Genomic DNA, 17,963 nt, shown 5'->3' with positions numbered 1-17,963 from the left:
CTGCCCCTGCCGGAGCAGGGGCAGCGCGGGGTTTCACGTGGCTTCGTGCTTTTCCTACTGTGCGCGGTAGCCGGCTGAGCGCAGGTCTTCGGCGTCGAAGTCGTCCACGGTGATGGTGTCCAGGGTGAGCTCGCGCAGCTCTTCCAGCTGGGCGCGCTCGGCCTCGGTGATCCAGCCCTCGCGCACGCCTTCGTCCAGCTGTGAAGCGAAATCGAGCGCTTCGATGTTGCTGTTCTTGAGCGCCTTCATCAGCTTGCGTTCCACCGGCTCGGCGGCGATGGCCTTGGCCAGGTAGCTGTTGATCCGTCCGCCCGGATTGTTCGGGCCAGGCGTGAGGAACACGCCCTTGGCCAGGCGGTCACGGGCCGCATTGGGCGACATCAGCAGCGCGGCCACGCGATGACTCAGGCGATCACCCGGCGCCACCGCGCGACGGCCCAGCGGGAACACCAGCAGCCACATCAACCAGCCCACCGGCCGGATGGGGAAGTTGCGCAGGGCCGCGGACAGCGAGGTTTCCATCTTGTGCACGCTGTCGTGGAAGGCCCACGCCAGCAGCGGCTGCTCGGCTTCCGGCGCACCTTCGTCGTGGTAGCGCTTGAGCATGGCGCTGGTCATGTACAGGTGGCTGAGCACATCGCCCAGGCGCCCGGACAGCGACTCCTTGAACTTCAGCTTGCCGCCCAGCATCAGCATCGACACGTCGGCCATCAGGGCCAGGTTGGCTGAGTAGCGATCCAGCTTGCGGAAGTAGCGGCGGGTGTAGTCATCGCCCGGCGCGGCGCCAATCTTCGCCGCGGTGATGCCGAACCAGAACGAGCGCACCGCGTTGGAGATCGCAAAGCCCATGTGGCCGAACAGGTTGCGGTCAAAGTCGCGCAGCCCTTCCGCATGGTCAGGGTTCTGCGCGGCCTTCATTTCCTTCATCACCCACGGATGGCACAGGATCGCGCCTTGGCCGAAGATCAGCAGGCTGCGGGTCATGATGTTCGCGCCTTCCACCGTGATCGCGATCGGCGAGGCCTGCCAGGCGCGGCCGCCAAGGTTGCGCGGCCCAAGGATGATGCCCTTGCCGCCCACCACGTCCATGAAATCACTGGCCGATTGCCGGCCCATCTCGGTGCAGTGGTACTTGGCAATCGCTGAAGGCACCGACGGCACGTCGCCGCGGTCCACCGCCGCCGCCGTGGCCTGCGACAGGGCGCTGGCGGCATAGGCGCGCCCGCCAATCCGGGCCAGGGCTTCTTCCACGCCCTCGAAGCGCCCGATCGACAGTCCGAACTGCTTGCGGATGCGCGCATAGGCGCCCACCACCACCGCCGCGAACTTGGATCCGCCGCTGGCGGTCGAGGGCAGGGTGATCGAGCGGCCCACGGCCAGGCACTCGTTGAGCATGTTCCAGCCCAGTCCGGCCTTCTCCACGCCGCCAATCAGTTGGCTGAGCGGAATGAACACGTCCTTGCCGCGCACCGGTCCGTTCTGGAACGGCGAGTTGAGCGGGAAGTGGCGGCGACCGGCTTCCACGCCGGGGGTGTCGCGCGGCATCAGCGCCAGGGTGATGCCGATGTCGCGGGTGTCGCCGATCAGGCCGTCCGGGTCGTACATGCGGAAGGCCAGGCCGATCAGGGTCGAAACCGGTGCCAAGGTGATGTAGCGCTTGTCGAAGGTCAGGCGCACGCCCAGCACCTGGGCGCCGTTCCATTCGCCTTTGCAGACGATGCCGTAGTCGGGAATCGAGGTGGCATCGGAGCCGGCAAACGGTCCGGTCAGCGCGAAGCAGGGCACTTCCTCACCCAGCGCCAGGCGCGGCAGGTAGTACTCCTTCTGCTCCTGGGTGCCGTAGTGCATCAGCAGTTCGCCCGGGCCCAGCGAGTTGGGCACGCCCACGGTGGAGCTGACCACGCTGGAAGCCGTGGCCAGCTTCTGGATCACCTTGTGGTGGGCAAGGGCGGAGAAGCCCAGGCCGCCGTATTCCTTGGGAATGATCATGCCGAAGAAGCGGTTCTTCTTGACGAACTCCCACATCTCCGGCGGCAGGTCTGCGTGCACGTGGTTGATCTGCCACTCGTCCACCATCAGGCAGAGTTCTTCCGTGGGCCCGTCCAGGAAGGCCTGCTCTTCGGCGGTCAATTCCGGCTTCGGATAGTTCAGCAGGGTGTTCCAGTCCGGATCGCCAGTGAACAGTTCGCCTTCAAAGCCGACCGAACCGGTTTCCAGTGCGATCCGCTCGGTCTGCGACAGCGGCGGCAGCACCTTGCGGAAGAACTTCAGCAGCGGCGTGGTAATCAACGCTTTGCGTACCGGGCCGATCAACAGCAGCGCCGCGACCAGTGCCAGCAGCGCCGCCGCAACCACGGTGGCGCCGGGATGGCTGCCCAGCAGCCAGCAGGCCACCAGGCCGGTGGTGCCAATGGCAATCCAGGTGGCCAGGCGCAGGCGGTGGTAGGCGGCAAAGGTGCCGGTGAGGATCAGGACGAGGAACGGTATTGCAACGCTCATTACGGGCTCCTGGGGAGGGCGTGCCGGCCAGGCTGCCTGCGCGCCGCATATTTACCATACGGGCCAGTATGGGAATGCTGCCGGGCCGTGTCAATCGCACGGCACGGCTCGGCTGCGCATGACGAGACGGCGGCGTATGGATACACTGCGGCAATGGAAAAAACAGCTCCCGGCAAGGTGCCGAAACCAAAGTCGCGGGAGCGTAACGCCCGACTGAGTACGGATGATTGGGCCCAGGCCGCGCTGGACCTGATCGCCGAGCAGGGCGTGGCCGCAGTGGCCGTGGAGCCCCTGGCCCGCCGGCTCGGAGTGACCAAGGGCAGCTTCTACTGGCACTTTCCCTCCCGCGATGCGTTGCTCCAGGCAGCGCTGGAGCGCTGGGAAAGCGTGGAGCAGGAAGCCCTGTTCGGCGCGCTCGAGCGCATCACCGATCCGCACGAGCGGCTGCGCAACCTGATCCAGATGGTGGCGGTGGAGATCCAGTCGCACGCCATCTACAGCGCACTGCTGCAGGCCCTGGACCACCCCATCGTGCAGCCGGTGATCGGCCGGGTGTCCGAACGCCGGCTGCAATACCTGACCAGTGCGTTCTGCCAGGTCGGTTTCGAGGAGGCCAAGGCCAAGCACCGGGCGCGTCTGGCCTACAGCGCCTATGTGGGTTTCCTGCAGCTCTCATCGCAGCTGCCGCAGTCGCGGCTGGATCACGAAACCTACGAGAAATACATCGGCCACGTCATGGACACCCTGATCCCGGCGTGATCCCGGCGTGATCCGGACCACGTTCCGGGACGGGATTGCTGCACTGCAGCGAGGCCGCGAATAGCCGCAACGACTAGACTGGCGGTTTTCCCGCCCTATCTGCACAGCGGTGCCGCTTTTCCGGAGGTTTGATGAACGCAGTTTCCAGCCAGCAGGCCGCGCCTGCGAATGCCAGCGCACTTGCCGCGCTCAATGAGTGGGTGGCGCAGGTCGCCGCACTGACGCGCCCCGATGCCATCCACTGGTGCGATGGCAGCGATGCCGAATACCAGGCGCTGCTGGAGGCCATGCAGGCCGATGGCACGCTGCTGCCGCTCAACCCGGAGACGCACCCCGGCTGCTGGCTGCACCGGTCCGATCCGGACGACGTGGCCCGGGTGGAACACCTGACATTCGTCTGCAGCCGCGAGCGCGATGATGCCGGCCCGAACAACCACTGGATGGCCCCGGACGAAGCACACGGCAAGCTCGACGCGCTGTTTGAAGGCTGCATGCAGGGCCGCACCCTGTACGTTATTCCTTATTGCATGGGTCCGGTGGATTCGCCGCTGGCCCGCTGTGGGGTGGAAATCACCGATTCGCCGTACGTGGTGGCCAACATGCGCCTGATGACCCGCATGGGCGCGGCTGCGCTGGAACGGATCGAGCGCGAAGGCGCCGCGGGCAAGCCGTTCGTGAAAGGCCTGCACTCGATCGGCGAGCTGGATCCGGAGCGCCGCTACATCATGCACTTCCCCGAAGAGCTGGCGATCAAGTCCTACGGTTCCGGCTATGGCGGCAACGCCCTGCTGGGCAAGAAGTGCCACGCGCTGCGCATCGCCTCCTGGCAGGCGCGCCAGGAAGGCTGGCTGGCCGAGCACATGCTGATCGTGGGCATCGAGAACCCGCAGGGCGAAACCCATTACGTGGCTGCGGCCTTCCCCAGCGCCTGCGGCAAGACCAACCTGGCCATGCTGATCCCGCCGGAGGGCTACCAGCGCGACGGCTGGAAGGTGTGGACGGTGGGCGATGACATCGCCTGGATGCACCCGGGCGAGGACGGCCGGCTGTGGGCGATCAACCCAGAAGCGGGCTTTTTCGGCGTGGCGCCAGGCACCTCGGCGAAGTCCAACCCGAACGCGCTGGCCTCGATCCAGCGCGACACCATCTTCACCAATGTGGCGGTGACCGAAGACAACCAGCCGTGGTGGGAAGGCCTGGACGACCGGGTGCCGGCCTTCGACTGGCAGGCCCGTCCCTACGACCCGGCCAACGGCCCGGCCGCGCATCCGAATGCGCGCTTCACCGTCAGAGCCAGCCAGTGTCCGACCTTCTCGCCGCACGCCGAGGATCCGCAGGGCGTGCCGATCTCCGCGATCGTCTTCGGCGGCCGCCGCGCGTCGCTGGTGCCGCTGGTGTTCCAGGCCCGCGACTGGGCCCACGGGGTAATGGTGGGCGCGGCCATGGCGTCTGAAACCACCGCCGCCGCCACCGGCGCGGTGGGGGTGGTACGCCGCGACCCGATGGCGATGAAGCCCTTCTGCGGCTACCACTTCGGCGACTACTTCAACCACTGGCTCTCGTTCGACAGGCCGGGAGCAAAGCTGCCGGGGATCTTCCACGTCAACTGGTTCCGCAAGGATGACGACGGCCGCTTCATGTGGCCGGGCTTTGGCGACAACCTGCGCGTGCTGGAGTGGATCATCGGCCGGGTTGCGGGCAGCGCGGGCGCGGTCGAAACCCCGGTGGGGCTGCTGCCGGCCGATGGCGCGCTGTCGCTGAATGGCTCGGATTTGTCTGAAGCCGACCGCGAGGCGTTGCTGCACGTGGATACGGACGGCTGGCGCGATGAGTTCGACGCGCTTGCCGGGTTTCTGGACGGATTCGGCGAGCGCCTGCCGGAGCCGCTGCAGGTGCAGCACGGGGCCATCGCCTCGAAGCTGCACGGATAGACGCAGGCGGAGCCTGCGTCCCGGGGTTTACAGCGGCATGCTTGCGGTAAACTTGGGGCATGAGGCCCGCCGAGAAATCTTCCGGACCCTGGAGCCGTTACTGGCGCACCGGCGCTTTGCATTCGTGCATATCCGATAAAAGTGGCGGCTCCTTGTCGGAAGAGTTCTGGAGGGATTTCTTCGCAGGAATTGAAGGCCCCGTGCGGCTTGTCGACGTTGGCACGGGGAATGGCCTGATTCCGCTTCTGGCCACGCGCTGCCTCGGAAACCGCGCAACGATATATGGAATAGACGCGGCCCAGATCCATCCTGAAGCAACTCGGCATCACGAACTGGCCGGTGTGGAATTCATGTCAGGAGTTGTTGCCGAGCAACTGCCGTTCGACAGTTCCAGCATCAATGTCCTTACCGCGCAATTTGCGCTGGAGTACTCGGATATCCCGTCATCGCTGGACGAAGCGCTCCGCGTGCTCGCCCCGGAAGGGCGGATCGCGCTGGTCATGCATGCGCACGACTCCCAGATCAGCGCTGTGTCACGGGCTCAACTGGGGCAGATGGAATGGCTCCGGCGCCCGGGCGGATTCCTTGACTCGGCGCACAGCATGATCCAGGTGATTGAATCGCGCCGCACCACCGGGCTTGACGATGGTTCCCATGTGGTGGTCCGGCGACGCTATAACGATGTCGCCAGGGATTTGATCGGCAAGCTGGATCAGGAAAAAATGGGAGACGTCCTGGGGCGCGCGGCAATTGTGGTCCAGCGCGCGCTTGCGGCAGCCGCTTCCGGGGCGGGTGCGCAAGAGATCGCAGCATTCAAAAGCCTGCCCGCTGAACTTGAGGATGAAACAGCGCGCCTACAGGAACAGTTGGCCGCTGCACGAACGACGGACCAGGTACGTGGGGTCGAGGACCGTCTCGGCGCTGCCGGCATGGGGGTGGTGACCGGTTCGCTGCACCAGCATGGACAGTTGATGGCCTACACGCTCGTTGCCAAACGATGACCCTGGATGATCTTCTCGCGCAAGCCGAGCATGCCCGGTCCAGGGGGGATGTCGAAAACGCCGGGCGACTCTACTTCCAGGCGCTGGCGATCGATCGATCGCAGGCGGCGCTCTACGGGTTGGGCACCCTGTTGCTGGGTGTGGGCCGGAACCAGGAAGCATTGCCGCTGCTTCGGGAAGCGGCCGGAATATCCGAATCGCTGGCGGTCACGACCGGGCTTGTGTTGTGCCTGGCTGCGCTTGGCCAGTGGGATGCGGCGCGGTCGGAGGCGGACGCGCTGTTGCAGATACGGTCGTCCTCACCTCGAGATTGGCTGCAGGCGGGGCAGGCGCTGGTCCACCTGAACATGGACGCCCAGGCGGAAGTGGCACTGGGCAGGACGATCGCATGCGGTGATCGCTCCCGGCTTGCTCTGTATGGGCTGGGTTTCGTGTTGCATCGCCAGGGACGCTGGTCCGAGGCGCTGCAGTACTACGACAGTGCGCTGGCTCAGGGGGGCGATGAGCCGGGGTTGCTGTCGAACATGGCAATGTGCGAGCAGCGACTGCATCGCTATGGCCGTGCCTTTGGATTGCTCGAACGCGCCGCCCGCCTGGCTCCCGATGACGTATCGATTCTTTCGCGACTGGTCGAGGTGTCGGCGATGCGCTGCGCTTTTGACGCTGAGCGGAAATACGCCAGCCTCCTTGACGAGGCGCTGCGCAGCGCAGCGCCCCGGGGCCGCCCCGACCCGCTGGTTGCGCTGTATGCGCCACTGTCCGCCGACGCCACCCGCAGGGTGTTCGACATGGCCGCAGGCAGCGCCCTGTCGGCCAGGCCGCCCGTGCCGACGGAACCTACCCGCAGGGTGCGACGGCAGGCGGACAGGCTGCGCATCGGCTATCTATCCTCTGATTTCTGCGGCCACGCGGTTGGGCGCCTTTTCGCCGGCTACGTCGGCGATCATGACCGGGAACGGGCCCACGTACACGCCTATTCATTGCGCCGATCCGACGATCAGGTCGCAGCTGCAATCCGCACGCGGGTGGAAACCTTCCAGGACCTTGACGGGCTGTCCGCAGCCGCGATTGTCGACGCAATCCGCAGCGATGGGCTCGACCTGCTGATCGATCTCAACGGCTACACATACGGAGCCAAGCCGGAAGTCCTGGCGGCCAGGCCGGCTCCGCGACAGGTCAGCTACCTGGGATTGATCCATGATCACCGTGCTCCCTGGCTGGACGGCGTGATCCTGGACTCTGTGGTTGCGACCCCGGAAATGCGCGCCGGCTTCATGAACAAGGTCATCGACCTGCCCGGGACGATGTTCCCGCCGGCCTGTGATATTGGGCCGGAAGCGGACCAGGACTGGCTGCGTGGCAGCGCTGGAATCGCTGACACGTCATTTTTGATGTGCAGTTTCGCCAATGCCTACAAGATCGACAAGCAGGTGCTGCACTGCTGGGTCGAAATCATGCGACGGCTGGATGATGGCGTGCTCATGCTCTACGCCGATGCAGAGGCCGCTCCGGCCCTGGAGGCCGCCTGGACAAGCCAGGGAGGCCCGCGCGAGCGCCTCGTCTGCGTGCCGCGCACCTCAGCTGGCGAGTACATGGCGCGGCTGCGCGCCAGCGATCTCATGCTGGACACCTTCCGCTATGGCGGCGGGGCAACGTCGGTGGACGCCATCATGCAGGGGCTGCCGGTGCTTACGATGCAGGGGGCCGCGCCGGTGGCGCGGATGGCAGCCAGCCTCAACCGCTTCCTGGGCATGGATAGCCTGGTGGCTGCGACCCCGGCCGACTACGTGGATCGCGCGGTTGCTGCGGCCAGGGCGAGGAAGGGACTACGCTCACGCCTGCATGAAGCCGTGGATCGATCAGGATTCAGGCAGGGGCGTCGGATCGCTGATGCAGTGGAGAAAATCGCGTCCAGGTGGGCCCCATGACAAGTGGATACCGATGGAGGATTCAATGAACGAAAGCAGTGCTCAGGTGTTTCCGATTTTTGCCGTCCCGATGCTCGAGGCAACACTGCCAGGCGCCGAGCAGATCAATCCAGAGCTGCGGGGATTGTTCCTGGGCCTTGAAGCGGAAGGGGAGATGCATCGCGACACGGTGGCACGCGACACGCTGTCGCGGGTGTTTGAAAGCAACTTCTATCTGCACACGCGCAAGGAACCGGCTGTGGCCAGCCTGTTTGGGTTCATTGATGGCGTGTTGCGCGATCTGGTCGCGGGCCTGAGCGGCGGAAAGGTCCGCGGCGACGCCCTTGCGCTGGAGTACAGCATGTGGTTCCACGTGACCCGGCCAGGCGGCTACCAGGGCACGCACAACCACCCGAACGCGAGCTGGTCAGGCATCTATTGCGTTGACCCGGGGGACGCGGAGCAGGACGCCGACAGCGGCGTGGTCCGGTTCCGCGATCCGCGTGCGGGCGCTGACATGTACAAGGATCCCGCCAACGAAGCGATGGCGTTTCCCTATCAGGTCCAGCCCGTCCAGCGGGTCCACAAGGCCGGCAGCCTGATCATGTTTCCTTCGTACCTCTACCACGAGATATTTGTCTACCGCGGGCAGCGGCCGCGGATCATCGTGGCTTTCAACGCCTGGGCGGTGCGCAAGCCCGGCTGACGAAACCGGCTGCCTGAAACGAAAAACCCCCCGGCTGATGCCGGGGGGTTTGCTTCGGAGCGCGGCGGCAAGGTCGCCGCCGCGAACGTTGGCAGGTGCGCTCTGATCAGAAGCGCTGGGTGAAGCGCAGGTACGGCGTACGGCCGTAGATGTTGTACAGGCTCTGATCGTAGAACGGAGCACCATAGGCCTGGCGCATCGGAGCGGTCTTGTCGCCGACGTTGCGCACGCCGAACTCGATGCGGCTGTTCCACGGCAGCTCGAAGTTCGTCTGCAGGTCCACCGTGGTCCACGAGCCGACATTGTTGGCGCCGGTCGGGTTGCGGTTCGGTCCGATGTAGTTTGCGATGGCGCTCACGCCGATGTCGCCGCTGGACCAGCCCGCGGAGAGCTGGCCGCGGTCCTTCGGATATCCGAACAGGCCTTCACGTTCGATGGTGTCCAGTTCCGGCAGGGGCTGCAGGTCGTTGGTGAGCTGGCGCGACCACGACAGGGCGGTGTTGAAGCGACCCACATCGGTGTCGAAGCCGTACCGGACATCCAGATCCAGGCCGGTGATCTTGCGCGCGGCACCGTTGAACAGCGGCGAGAGGATCGAGATCGGAGCGCCTGGCAGCACAGTGCCGTCCGGAGCGATGATGTCGCCGCCACGGATCACGCCGAAGTCTTCACGCCCTTCGTTGCCGTAGCGCAGGGCCAAGGCGTTCGGTGCGGTGGTGACGACGTTTTCCAGGTCAACCGAGTAGTAATCCAGGCTGGCCGAGAAATCCGGAGTGGGGCTGAATACGACGCCCACGCCCCAGTTCTCCGACTCTTCCGCCGTCAGGTTCGGGTTCGAGCCGACGACGAACTGGTACTGGCTGCCCGCGCCGCAAGGATCGACGGGGTACGGCTGGTAGCCGGTGATGCCGACGCCCTGAAGCGCCTGACAGGCCAGCTCGTCGTTGCCGGCCACGACGCCCGGAATTTCGGTGATGGCCACGTTGGTGGTGCCGGATGCGCCGTACAGGTCATCCATGGTGGGTGCGCGGAAGCCCTTGCCCCACGAGCCGCGGACCAGCAGGGAGTCGATCGGACGGAACTCAAGCCCCACGCGAGGCGTGGTCTTGCTGCCGATGTCGTTGTAGCTGTCGTAGCGTGCGGCGGCGGTCAGGCTCAGGGTGGACATCAGCGGAATCAGGGCTTCCGCGTAGACCGAGTAGGACGCGCGCTCGCCGCCGGTGTTGGAGCCGGCCGAACCGAACACGTTGCCCGCGGCGCTCTGGGCGTCGTAGAGGACTTCCATGCGGTCGTCGCGGTACTCGAAGCCGGTCACGAAGCCGGCGGTTCCCGCATTGGTGGTCCACAGATCGAAGCCGATGTTGCCGTCGACCAGCAGCATGCGCTGCTCGGAGGTGGTCAGGGTGGTGTGTCCAACCTGCGGGGCAACTGCCTGCGTACCGGGGTCGGTCGGATCGAACGGATTGAACACACCGCTGTCGATGAGCTCCTGGAGCGCGCTGCCGATACCGTAGTTGAAGCCGGTATTGGTGCCGGTGATACGGCCGTGGGTGACGCCGATCTCCCAGTTGGTGCCGCCGAACCAGTCGTTGTAGCCCTGCAGGCCCATGTTGATGTCGAGCGACTCGTCACGCACGATGCTGTCGCGCGTACCCAGCGGGGTGAAACGGTAGTACAGCGTACCGGCTTCCCCGAACGGGTTGTTCGGGTTGTCCGCAGCGATAGTCGGGAGCATGCCCTGACCGTTGTTGTCGACCGGCGCGGAGGCGTAGACGCCGAAGGAACGGTTGCGCGCGGTGATGATGCGGCTGAAGAAGCTGACGTTGTCGGTGATGTCGTAGTTGGCCGTCACCAGCAGCGAGTCGCTGCGCACGGAGGCTTCGTTGGCCGAGGTGGCCATGTGGTCGAAGCCGCAGGTGCCGTCGGCCAGCATCACGCTGTTTTCAGCGAAGTCGCAGTTGGCGATGGACTGGTAGCCGCTCGGGCCGGCGAAGTTGGCGACCGAGTTGTACGAGCTGTAACCGGCTGCGTTGTAGAACGCGTCCGGAATGAGCTCGCGATAGTCGCGGTTGTACATCAGGCCGCGCGAGGTGTGATCCAGCGCGAACGTGATGTTGCCGCGGTCGGAGCTGATGCCGCCCACTACCGAGGCGTCGCTGGCTTCGGAGCCGTCGCCGCCGTACTTCGGCCATTCGCGACCGACCGTGAACTCAAGACCTTCGAAGTCCTTGCGCAGGATGACGTTAACCACACCGCCGATGGCGTCCGCGCCGTAGATGGCGCCCGCGCCTTCCTTCAGCACCTCGATGCGCTCAACCGCGGCCATCGGGATGAGGTTCAGGTTGGCCGCGCCGCCGCCGGTGATCGGCGACTGGGTCATGCGCCGCCCGTCCAGCAGGATGAGGGTGTAGTTGGCACCCAGGCCGCGCAGGTTGATCTGCGCCTGGGACTGGAAGGAGCTGCCGGAGCTGGGGGCGAACGAGCCCACCGTGTTGAAGGTCTGGTTGCGCAGGAACTCGGCGACCGTCGGCTGACCGCTGACCGCCAGCTGTTCGCGGCTGATCACGGTGACCGGGGCCGGACCTTCGATTTCGGCGCGGCTGATGCGCGAACCCGTGACCTCGATGCGGTCCAGGGTGGTGGCTTCCGTACCGGAATCCTGGGCGAATGCAACGCCCGTGCCGGTGACGGCAGTTGCGCCCGCTACGAGCGCGAAAGTAATCGCGTCGCGGAGCTTGGTGGTCTTCAAAGTCATCTCTCTCTCCAAGTGTGTCTTGGGAAATCCCATGGGAACCCCGCGTATGGCATCAACACAGATGCCAAAGTCGGCAAGGCCGGGGCCGATAGTAGCCCCCATTGGAGAGAAATTAAAGTGTCGTTAACAAATCGTCCCTATTCCGGTAAACGGGACGGGACAGCAAGGGATCCTAGAGATCCTGCTCGTAGCGGACGTAGGGAACGGTGCCCTCGTCCTCGCCATTTTCGCCGCGCGGCGAGAAGGGGTTCTTGCCCCGGGTGACCACGTTTTCGGCACCGACGGTGAGCTGACCGCTCCACGGGGTGCGCCAGGTCAGGCCAAGGCCGACGCCTTCAAAGCGCTCGCGGCCCGGGGTGTCGATCACCTGGCCGATGACGCTGGCACCGAAGTTGCCGTAGCCACCGCCCACGCTCAGGCTCTTGCTGTCCCAGCGGTCGGTCAGGCCGACGGGGGCCTGGGCGTAGGGAATCAGGCGTGCCTTGGCGACGGTGCCCGCGATGGACACAAAGCCCTGGTCGCTGATGTTCTTCTGGGCGAACACGGTGAGATCGTTGCCGTCCACCTGACCGGCGACGCCGCGGCTCCCCGAAGTCAACCATGCGGGCAAGGTGCCCTGAGTGTCGCCCACGGTCACGCCAACTCGCGCAGAGCCGGTGTTGAACGAGGCGGTTGCGGTGCTGCGCTGGCTTGCAGGCGCGTCGTCGTCAAGCGCCGCGAGCGAGCAGTTGTGGGCCAGGTTGCCCAGCTGGGCGGCCAGGCCGCCCTGGTGATTGCACAGCAGGGCCAGCGAGTCGCCCGATTCCAGCCCGAACATGGTGTCCAAGCTGTTGCTGCCAAAGCGCCAGCGGGTACCGGCCCTGGCGCCCTCGTCGGTCGGCTCAAGCACCAGCAGGGCTTCGATCTGCCCGCTGTTGTTCCACACGGGCAGAACAGCCTGGTCGCCAGCGTTCCTGCCCTGGGCATGCGCACCCGCTGCTGCGCCGAGGGCGAGCAGGGCGGAAAGCACGAGCTTGGCAGGGCGCAGTGTCATCGTGAACAGTCGACCCTTTCGAGGAGTCGGAAGTTCCTTGGCGAGGGCCTCCGACTTTATCCCGTTTATGTTTCTTTAACAATCCCCGAACATGCCCGAAACGCTATTGCAAGCGTTCCGGGCCGTCCATTGAAGCCTGCCTGCCCGTGAACAACGCGTCAATATCGGCGGGTTCGAACAGATACGTCCGCGCGCAGAACTCGCAGCGGACGCTGGCGTGGCCATCGATCACTGCGGCCTGGGCCTCGGTTTCGCCCAGCGACTGCAGCATGGCGGACACCCGCTCGCGTGAGCAGGAGCAGCCGAAGCGCAGCGGTCGCTCGCCCATCAGCTCGGGGGCTTCCTGGTGGAACAGGCGGTGCAGCAGGGTGTCGTTGTCCCAGGCCAGCAGCTCCGCCGGGGACAGCGTCTCGAGCAGGGCGCTGGCGCGGGTGAAGCCGTCGGCATCGCCATCCGAGCCTGGCAGCTGCTGCAGCATGATGCCCGCCGCGCCTTGGTCATCGGCCGCCAGCAGGATGCGGGTCGGCAGCTGCTCGGACTGGAGGAAATACGATTCGAACGCTGCGGACAGGGTGGGCTGCGACAGCTCGACCAGGCCCTGGTAGCGGGTGGGCTCGCGCGAGCCGATGCCCGGGCCTTCAATGGTGATGGCCAGCGTGGCGCCGCTGGTGACTTCGCGCAGGTCGTCCGGCAGGGGCTGTTGGGGGTCCTGCAGGCGAAGGATGCCGCGCAGGGTGCCCGCCGAGGTGCATTCGGCGAACAGGGTGCGGATTTGCTGGAGTCCACTGAGCTGCACCGACAGGCGCCCATCGATCTTGGCGTGGGCAGTGAACAGCGCCGAGGCCACCACCGCCTGGCCCAACAGTGCGTTGGCACCGGGCAGGTGCTCGTCGTGGGAGCGGATGGTGTTCCAGGTGTCGCGCAGGTGGACGCGCACGCCGCGTACATCGGCCTGGGGCAGGAGGAATCGGGTGAGACGGTCGCTGTCGGCGGCGGCTGTATTCATATCTATATGGTGTGTCCGGGCAGGTGGCTGGCAAGTGACGATGGCGCTCGCATAATGGAGGCCATGAATGCCGAACGGACAAAGATGGGGTCAGCTGACCTGATGGGCAAGCCTGGAGGGCGGAAATGAGCGCGCGTCGAAGCGGACGCCGCTGGCTGCGGTGGCTGGTGCTCGCGCCGCTGCTGTTGGTCCTGTTCAGCGTGCTGCAGGTGCTGGTGCTGCGATTCATTGATCCGCCGGGCTCGATGGTGATGGTGGAGCATCAGGTGCAGGCCTGGATCGACGGCAACCGCGACTTCCGCCTGCGCCGTGAGTGGCGTGATATCGAGCGGATTGTGCCGGCGCTGCCGCTGGCGGTGATCGCGGCCGAGGACCAGAACTTTGCGATCCATCGCGGCTTTGATCTGGAAGCGATCGAGCGCGCGCGGGAAGAGCGTACCCGCGGTGGGCGGCTGCGTGGGGCCAGCACCATCAGCCAGCAGACCGCCAAGAACGTGTTTCTGTGGAGTGGGCGCAGCTGGGTGCGCAAGGGGCTGGAGGCCTGGTACACGGTGCTGATGGAGTTGCTGTGGTCCAAGCAGCGGATCCTGGAGATGTATGTGAACGTGGCGGAGTTCGGCGAAGGCGTCTATGGCGCCCAGGCCGCCGCGCAGGCGTTCTTCGGCAAGGACGCTGATGCGCTGTCCAGTGCGGAGGCGGCCCGCCTGGCTGCCGTGCTGCCCAATCCGGCGCGCTACAGTGCGGGCAATCCGGGTCCTTACGTGCAGCGGCGGACCGGCCAGATCCAGCGGCAGATGCGGCAGATCGGGGGTGAGGCCTATCTGGACCTGCTTGATTGATCGCCGGTACGCAGTAATCGCCGGTACGCAGAATTCGCGTCGGGGGCGTAGCCCCGACCTACGTGACCGCCGGATTCGAGGGGCTCGGGCAGGGGGGGGGCGGGGTTACGATGAGCCGATGAAGAATGCAGAAATGCTGACGATGGTGGTGGCGGCCTGGAACGAGGCCGAGGCGCTGCCGCAGCTGCATCCGCGTGTTGCCGCGGTGCTGGACGGGTTGCTGCGCGAGCACGGGGTGCACGGGCGGGTGCTGTATGTGGACGATGGCAGCAGCGATGGCACCTGGAAGGTGTTGCAGGGCATCGCTGCTGGTGACCGGCGCGTATCGCTGCTGCGGCTGTCGCGCAATTTCGGCAAGGAGGCGGCGCTGACCGCCGGCCTGGACCTGGTGCAAGAGGGGGCGGCGATGATCCTGGATGCCGACGGCCAGGATCCGCCGGAACTGGTGCCCGAATTCGTCGCCCGCTGGCGGGAGGGCTATGACGATGTCTACGGCACCCGCACCCTGCGCGAGGGGGAAGGCTGGTTCAAACGCGCTTCCGCGCACAGTTTCTACCGGGTGATGCAGCGCCTGTCGAAGACCCCCATCCCGGTGGATACCGGCGATTTCCGCCTGCTGTCGCCGCGCGCCCTGGCAGCGCTGCGCCAGCTGCGCGAGCGCCACCGCTTCATGAAGGGGCTGTTTGGCTGGGTGGGTTTCAACAGCATCGCCATCCCCTATGAGCGCCAGTCGCGATCGGCGGGGCGCAGCAAATACAGCATCTGGCGACTGTGGAACTTCGCCCTGGAGGGGTTGACCAGCTTTTCCACGGCGCCGCTGCGCGCGGCCACGTACGTGGGATTGATGACTGCGCTGGTGGCCTTTGGTTATGGGGTGTGGATCATTTTCAAAGCGCTGCTGTACGGCGATGCGGTGGCCGGCTGGCCAACGATGATGGCGGTGATCCTGTTCCTGGGCGGCACCCAGCTGATCGCCCTGGGGCTGATCGGCGAGTACCTGGGCAGGCTGTACCTGGAGTCCAAACAGCGACCCCTGTATCTGGTGGATGCATGGCTTCCCGCCGAACGGGTACAGTGGAGCGCAACCCAGTCAACCGGAGGAGTGCACGATGCGAACGGTCAGGCATGTGCTGGAGGTGAAGGGGCATGAGGTGTTTGCCGTTGATCCGGACGCGGCGGTGATCGACGCGATCCGGCTGATGGCGCAAAAGCAGGTCGGATCCTTGCTGGTCATGCGCGCGGGCGCCCTGGAGGGGATGCTTTCCGAGCGCGACTACGCCCGCAAGATAGTGCTGGAAGGCCTGTCATCGAAAACCACGCCGGTGCGGGAAATCATGACCCGCGAGGTGATCACGGTGGGCCTGGATGACCACGTGCCGCACTGCATGGAAATCGTCACCCGCCAGCGTATCCGCCACCTGCCGGTGGTCGATGCGGGCGGTACGGTGCTGGGGCTGGTATCGATCGGTGACCTGGTCAAGGCGGTGATCGAGGATCAGCAGATCGAACTGGAGCAGCTGCACAGCTACATCTCCGGCTGAGCTATTCCGCGTATTCGCCGCCGCAGCCGGCGTCTTCGCCCGGGCCCAGTTCCAGCGTGGCCAACAGGGCGGCGGGCGGGGCGATGCTGGTCAACGCCAGTGCGATTGCGCCGCGCACGCCCAGCCGACCCATGTCGGGGCGAAAGCCCGGGTCGGCGAACGTGCCATCGATGACCAGCGGCGAGCGCAGGCTCAGCAGGCTGCGGTCCTTGGGCCGCGGGCGCAGCTCCAGATCCAGGGTTTCTTCGCCAAGATCGATGCTGCCCTCGCCCACGATCAGCGTGTCGGTGGTGTCGAAGGCCAGTGCCCGGGTCTGCATGACGCCATCCTGCACGCTGAAATCGGCGAATGCGCAGCGCACCGGCACCAGGCGATCGCCGGTGATGAGGAAGCGCACCGCTTCGAAGATGTCGATCCCGGCCAGCTCCAGGACCAGGTTGCTGACCTGGCCGCTGCCCATGCCCAGCGCCACGTCGCCATCCGCGCTGCCCAGCATGTGGGCCACCGAGTTGCCGGTGCCGGCGAGTGAAATCTCCCCGCTGATTGCTCCCACGGCATCGCGGGCGATTTCCGGGGTCGGGAACAGCTGCTCCAGGTCAACGCCGCTGATGCTTGCATCCAGCCGGGTCTGGATGGCTTCCCCGCGCGCATCCATGTGGATGCCGGAATCGATCCTGCCGCCAGCCATGCCGAAAGCGAGCGGCTGCAGGGTGAGCAGGCCGTCTTCCAGGGTCAGGCGGGCATCCATGTTGTCCAGGGGCAGGACCGGGGATTCGATCCGGGTCGCGCGCAGGCGCACGTTGGCATCCATCGCGCGCAGCTTGTCCAGTTCGTAAGGTGTATCCGGAAGGACCCGGCCGCTCGCCGCGCGCTGCTCGGCGCGGGCCTGCAGCTCGGGATTGGTGGTGTCGCCCGGACCGGTATCCGGGGCCGCGCCCACCAGGCCGGCCAGGTCATCGAAATCAAGCATCTCCGACATCAGGTCCGCCGAGAAATGCGGACGTTCACCGCCTGCCGTGAAGGTGACTTCGCCGGCCAGGTCACTGTCGCCCACCTCGCCGGTGAAGTCGCGATAGGTCCAGGTGTTCGCATCGCGCCCAAAGCGGCCATCCAGGGTGTACGGCGGGGTGTCGGGCAGGGCCACGCCGAGCAGCGGATACAGGTCGGCCAGGTTGGCGCCCGACAGTGCCATCTGCAGATCGAAGCGCTGCAGCTGGAACGGATTGAACAGCAGGCCGCGGGCGTGAGCACGGGTACGGCCGGCCGTGGCTTCCAGGTCGATCCCGTAACCGGCCTGGTCCTCCTGTTGCTGCAGATCCAGCAGCGATGCGATGCGCCCTTCCAGGCTGAAGTCATTGCCGCGCCACTGGCCGCTGCCTGCGACGGCTACGGGCGGGGCGGTCTCGGCGCGGGCCGACTCTTCGCTGTCCAGTGAAACCTCGATGCGGGTGTCATCCGCCGGGTGCAGGAACACCAGCTCGCCGCCTTCAATCCACAGCCGTTCGATGCGCGCCGGCGTGCCATCGCCGGACGACTCGAACAGGTTCCAGTTGCCGCCCTGTGCGCCAAGCTCCAGGCGCAGGCGCGGGTTGACCAGTTCGATCGCCGGAATCAGCGTCTGGCGTCGCAGCAGGGAGGGCAGATGCACGCGGATCAGGGCGCGATCGGCGCGGGCCATCTCCGGCTCCGGTGACCACTCCGCATTGCCCAGCCGCAGCGCGCCGGCGCTGATGGTGACCGTGCGGCCGAGGTTTACATCCAGGTCGCCACCAATATCGAAGCTGCGGCCGGTGCGCGCCTGGACCGTGCGCTCCACTGGGCCCTTGAGCCAGTTCCAGTCCCAGATCAGCACCAGTACCAACACTGCGATCGCCACCGCGGCGAGCGCGGTCAGCCACGGATGACGGGTAATGACGGCAAGGGGTGCCTGCCGGGGGCGGGAGGACGCTGGCATGGCGTGCTCGGTGTGGACAGGCGTCCAGCATC

General features: G+C 66.0%; 13 protein-coding genes. 8 read left to right on the top strand and 5 right to left on the bottom strand.

Translation table 11 applies throughout. From position 1 onward, the window contains the following. Positions 1-54 precede the first annotated feature (54 nt). Positions 55-2,499, bottom strand: a complete 2,445-nt coding sequence (locus WCE59_RS05310; RefSeq protein ID WP_343257675.1) for an acyl-CoA dehydrogenase — start codon at positions 2,497-2,499, stop codon at positions 55-57. 153 nt (positions 2,500-2,652) lie between these two features. Between WCE59_RS05310 and WCE59_RS05305 the strand changes: the two genes are divergently transcribed. From WCE59_RS05305 to WCE59_RS05285, 5 genes are all read left to right on the top strand, one after another. Beyond that, positions 2,653-3,258 carry a TetR/AcrR family transcriptional regulator gene (locus WCE59_RS05305; RefSeq protein WP_343257674.1) on the top strand — a complete coding sequence of 202 codons (606 nt, stop codon included), beginning with the start codon at positions 2,653-2,655 and terminating at the stop codon, positions 3,256-3,258. Positions 3,259-3,389: 131 nt separating this feature from the next. Then, positions 3,390-5,189: a phosphoenolpyruvate carboxykinase (GTP) gene (locus WCE59_RS05300; protein ID WP_343257673.1), complete on the top strand. Its 1,800-nt coding sequence runs from the start codon at positions 3,390-3,392 to the stop codon at positions 5,187-5,189. Between the two features lie 59 nt (positions 5,190-5,248). After that, positions 5,249-6,190, top strand: a complete 942-nt coding sequence (locus tag WCE59_RS05295) for a class I SAM-dependent methyltransferase (RefSeq protein WP_343257672.1) — start codon at positions 5,249-5,251, stop codon at positions 6,188-6,190. Beyond that, positions 6,187-8,118 carry an O-linked N-acetylglucosamine transferase, SPINDLY family protein gene (locus WCE59_RS05290; protein ID WP_343257671.1) on the top strand — a complete coding sequence of 644 codons (1,932 nt, stop codon included), beginning with the start codon at positions 6,187-6,189 and terminating at the stop codon, positions 8,116-8,118. Before WCE59_RS05295 ends, WCE59_RS05290 begins: the two co-directional genes overlap by 4 nt. Positions 8,119-8,143: 25 nt before the next feature. Further along, a complete protein-coding gene (locus WCE59_RS05285; protein ID WP_343257670.1) occupies positions 8,144-8,803 on the top strand; it encodes a TIGR02466 family protein in 660 nt (219 codons plus the stop codon). 106 nt (positions 8,804-8,909) lie between these two features. On the opposite strand, the gene WCE59_RS05280 is transcribed toward WCE59_RS05285, so the two are convergent. The 3 genes from WCE59_RS05280 to hslO all read right to left on the bottom strand — a co-directional run bounded on the left by WCE59_RS05280 (position 8,910) and on the right by hslO (position 13,597). Continuing rightward, positions 8,910-11,558 carry a TonB-dependent receptor plug domain-containing protein gene (locus WCE59_RS05280; RefSeq protein ID WP_343257669.1) on the bottom strand — a complete coding sequence of 883 codons (2,649 nt, stop codon included), beginning with the start codon at positions 11,556-11,558 and terminating at the stop codon, positions 8,910-8,912. Between the two features lie 172 nt (positions 11,559-11,730). After that, positions 11,731-12,555, bottom strand: coding sequence for an XOO1806 family protein (locus WCE59_RS05275; protein ID WP_343257689.1), 825 nt, complete (start codon positions 12,553-12,555; stop codon positions 11,731-11,733). A 139-nt stretch (positions 12,556-12,694) separates the two neighbouring features. Continuing rightward, a complete protein-coding gene (gene hslO / locus WCE59_RS05270) occupies positions 12,695-13,597 on the bottom strand; it encodes an Hsp33 family molecular chaperone HslO (protein WP_343257668.1) in 903 nt (300 codons plus the stop codon). A 125-nt stretch (positions 13,598-13,722) separates the two neighbouring features. Here hslO and mtgA point away from each other — a divergent pair, with 125 nt between their 5' ends. The 3 genes from mtgA (at position 13,723) to WCE59_RS05255 (ending at position 15,977) form a co-directional block, all read left to right on the top strand. Beyond that, positions 13,723-14,436: a monofunctional biosynthetic peptidoglycan transglycosylase gene (gene mtgA / locus WCE59_RS05265; protein ID WP_343257667.1), complete on the top strand. Its 714-nt coding sequence runs from the start codon at positions 13,723-13,725 to the stop codon at positions 14,434-14,436. 118 nt (positions 14,437-14,554) lie between these two features. Continuing rightward, complete coding sequence (locus WCE59_RS05260; RefSeq protein WP_343257666.1) at positions 14,555-15,586, top strand: glycosyltransferase family 2 protein; 1,032 nt, start codon at positions 14,555-14,557, stop codon at positions 15,584-15,586. Then, complete coding sequence (locus tag WCE59_RS05255; RefSeq protein WP_343257665.1) at positions 15,546-15,977, top strand: CBS domain-containing protein; 432 nt, start codon at positions 15,546-15,548, stop codon at positions 15,975-15,977. Before WCE59_RS05260 ends, WCE59_RS05255 begins: the two co-directional genes overlap by 41 nt. Before the next feature lies 1 nt (position 15,978). Here the strand turns inward: WCE59_RS05255 and WCE59_RS05250 are convergent, their stop codons facing one another. Continuing rightward, positions 15,979-17,931, bottom strand: a complete 1,953-nt coding sequence (locus tag WCE59_RS05250) for an AsmA family protein (RefSeq protein ID WP_343257664.1) — start codon at positions 17,929-17,931, stop codon at positions 15,979-15,981. Positions 17,932-17,963: the final 32 nt, after the last annotated feature.

It is taken from the genome of Luteimonas qiangzhengi, assembly GCF_039548515.1.
Lineage (GTDB): Bacteria > Pseudomonadota > Gammaproteobacteria > Xanthomonadales > Xanthomonadaceae > Luteimonas.
This window is presented reverse-complemented; position numbering and strand designations above follow the sequence as displayed.

Coding starts and splice junctions, on each gene's coding strand:
- WCE59_RS05280 (WP_343257669.1), bottom strand. CDS start 11,558: ATGACTTTGAAGACCACCAAGCTCCGCGACGCGATTACTTTCGCGCTC.
- hslO (WP_343257668.1), bottom strand. CDS start 13,597: ATGAATACAGCCGCCGCCGACAGCGACCGTCTCACCCGATTCCTCCTG.
- WCE59_RS05295 (WP_343257672.1), top strand. CDS start 5,249: ATGAGGCCCGCCGAGAAATCTTCCGGACCCTGGAGCCGTTACTGGCGC.
- WCE59_RS05310 (WP_343257675.1), bottom strand. CDS start 2,499: ATGAGCGTTGCAATACCGTTCCTCGTCCTGATCCTCACCGGCACCTTT.
- WCE59_RS05285 (WP_343257670.1), top strand. CDS start 8,144: ATGAACGAAAGCAGTGCTCAGGTGTTTCCGATTTTTGCCGTCCCGATG.
- WCE59_RS05260 (WP_343257666.1), top strand. CDS start 14,555: ATGAAGAATGCAGAAATGCTGACGATGGTGGTGGCGGCCTGGAACGAG.
- WCE59_RS05300 (WP_343257673.1), top strand. CDS start 3,390: ATGAACGCAGTTTCCAGCCAGCAGGCCGCGCCTGCGAATGCCAGCGCA.
- WCE59_RS05250 (WP_343257664.1), bottom strand. CDS start 17,931: ATGCCAGCGTCCTCCCGCCCCCGGCAGGCACCCCTTGCCGTCATTACC.
- WCE59_RS05255 (WP_343257665.1), top strand. CDS start 15,546: ATGCGAACGGTCAGGCATGTGCTGGAGGTGAAGGGGCATGAGGTGTTT.
- mtgA (WP_343257667.1), top strand. CDS start 13,723: ATGAGCGCGCGTCGAAGCGGACGCCGCTGGCTGCGGTGGCTGGTGCTC.
- WCE59_RS05305 (WP_343257674.1), top strand. CDS start 2,653: ATGGAAAAAACAGCTCCCGGCAAGGTGCCGAAACCAAAGTCGCGGGAG.
- WCE59_RS05290 (WP_343257671.1), top strand. CDS start 6,187: ATGACCCTGGATGATCTTCTCGCGCAAGCCGAGCATGCCCGGTCCAGG.